Source organism: Mesorhizobium sp. M7A.F.Ca.CA.001.10.2.1, assembly GCF_003998575.1.
Taxonomy (GTDB): Bacteria; Pseudomonadota; Alphaproteobacteria; order Rhizobiales; family Rhizobiaceae; genus Mesorhizobium.
In genome coordinates, this window is record NZ_RZQY01000846.1 from 1 (window position 1) to 2,136 (window position 2,136).

At 64.7% G+C, this 2,136-nt stretch carries 2 protein-coding genes and 1 pseudogene; all 3 read right to left on the minus strand.

What is annotated here, in order from left to right; translation table 11 throughout:
- A pseudogene (locus EN964_RS32500) lies at positions 1 to 359 on the minus strand (DNA-protecting protein DprA); the annotation flags it as partial.
- Positions 360 to 376: 17 nt separating this feature from the next.
- Positions 377 to 964: a glycerol-3-phosphate 1-O-acyltransferase PlsY gene (plsY, locus tag EN964_RS32505; RefSeq protein ID WP_127271878.1), complete on the minus strand. Its 588-nt coding sequence runs from the start codon at positions 962 to 964 to the stop codon at positions 377 to 379.
- Positions 965 to 1,021: 57 nt separating this feature from the next.
- On the minus strand, positions 1,022 to 2,136 hold a 1,115-nt coding region (locus EN964_RS32510; protein ID WP_127277299.1), incomplete at its 5' end, for a dihydroorotase.

Consider the following 2,136-nt stretch of genomic DNA (forward strand, 5'->3'; position numbering starts at 1 on the left):
ACACCCGGCAGCCGGAAAACAGCTGCGTTGCCCTTTACCGCCAGCAGCGGCGGCGGATGGTCCATGTTGCGCAATAGGGGTGGATAGTCTGTTTCACCGATCCCGACAAAGCGGGCGCCGGCCTTTCCGGCTAATTCCAGTTCGGCCTCGGCTTCGGCAATGGAAGGGATGCGAGCGATCCGGATGGCGCCGCCTGAAATCATCAGTTCCGGCAATATCTCCAGCGCCGCCTCGGCCGAACCGAAACGGTTGATGAGGTCGCGAAAGGATGCGGGGCCGACATTCTTGGTGCGGATCAGCCGCAGCCAGCTCAGCCGCTGCCGGTCGCTGAGACGCGGCCCGGCGGCCGGCCCACTCACCACGGCGGCAGGCTCGCTCACCCCTTGGCTCCGATCTTGCCCTCGGTGCCGGCAAGCAGGCGCGAAATGTTTTCCCGGTGCTTGATGAAAACGATGATGCTCATCACCACGAACAAGGCCGCATTCTGCGGTGCGCTCAGGACATAGAGGGCGATCGGCACGATGACCGCCGCCGTCAGCGCCGCCAGCGAGGAATAACGGAACAGGAAAGCCATCACCAGCCAGGCGACGGCAAAGATCAGCGCCACCTGCCAGGCAAGGCCGATCAGCACGCCGAGATAGGTGGCGACGCCCTTGCCGCCCTTGAAACCGAGCCAGACCGGGAAGAGATGACCGAGAAAGGCGCCGAGACCGGCCCAGATCGCCAGGTCAGGCGCGAAATGGCCGGCTATCAGCACGGCGACCGTGCCCTTCAGCGCGTCGAGCAGCAGCGTCGCGGCGGCAAGGGCCTTATTGCCGGTGCGCAGAACATTGGTGGCGCCGATATTGCCGGAGCCGATCTTGCGCACATCGCCAAGGCCGGCCGCGCGGGTGAGCAGGAGCCCGAACGGAATCGAGCCAAGCAGATAGCCGAACACCAGCGCTGGGATGAGGCTGTAAGTCATTGTTTCCCCCGCATTTCCCCCTGACGAGCCGGATCACGCGCGGTGCGCCGTGGCCGTTCAGGCGGAAAACACTGTGCGGCCCGCAACCAGCGTTTGCAAGACCTTGCCTTGCAGTCGCGCGCCTTCGAAACAGGTGTTTTTCGAGCGCGAACGAATACCGCTTTCGCTGACGATCCAGGGTTCGTCGAGATCGACAAGCGCAAGATCGGCGACAGCACCCGGCTTCAGCGTGCCGCCGGGCAGGCCGAACAGTTTTGCGGGAGCGGTGGACAGGGTTTCGATCAGCCGGAGCAACGGCACATCGCCATTGTGATAGAGCCGCAATGCCGCGCCCAGCAGTGTCTCCAACCCGATGGCGCCGGCCGCCGCATCGGCAAAGGGCAGGCGCTTGGTGTCGACATCCTGCGGATCGTGCGAGGAGACGATGATGTCGATCGTGCCGTCCCTGACCGCTTCGATCATCGCCAGCCGGTCTTCCTCGGCGCGCAAAGGTGGGGTCAGACGGAAGAAGGTGCGGTATTCGCCGACATCGTTTTCATTCAGCGACAGATTGTGGATCGCCGCGCCTGACGTCACCGTCGCCCCGTCGGCCTTCGCACGTGTGACGGCGCTTGCCGCCATCGCCGTCGAGATCTTTGCTGCATGGTACGAACCGCGTGTCAGTCGGGCCAAGGCGAGGTCGCGTTCCAGCGGGATGGCTTCGGCTTCGCGCGGAATGCCGGAGAGGCCGAGCCAGCTGGCGTAAAGGCCTTCATTCATCACGCCGGATGAACCGAGGTCCGCATCCTGCGTCTCATGCACGATGGTGGCGCCGAAGTCGCGTGCATAGGTCAGCGCGCGGCGCATCACCAGCGCGCTCGATATGGTTTGGCGGCCATCGGTAAAGGCGACCGCGCCGGCTTCGCGCAGCAGGCCGAACTCGGTCATTTCGCGCCCGTCGAGGCCCTTGGTGATCGCCGCGGCCGGAAAGACGTTGACGATGGCCGTGTCCTTGGCCGTGCGCAGCACGAATTCAACCAGCGCCACATTGTCGATCACCGGATCGGTGTCGGGCATCATGACGATGGAGGTGACGCCGCCGGCCGCCGCCGCGACACTTGCCGACGCGATGGTTTCGCGATGCTCGCCGCCCGGTTCGCCGATGAAGACGCGGCCGTCGATCAGGCCTGGAA

Excerpts from the sequence above, each read along its gene's own strand:
- plsY (WP_127271878.1), bottom strand. The coding sequence starts at position 964 with ATGACTTACAGCCTCATCCCAGCGCTGGTGTTCGGCTATCTGCTTGGC.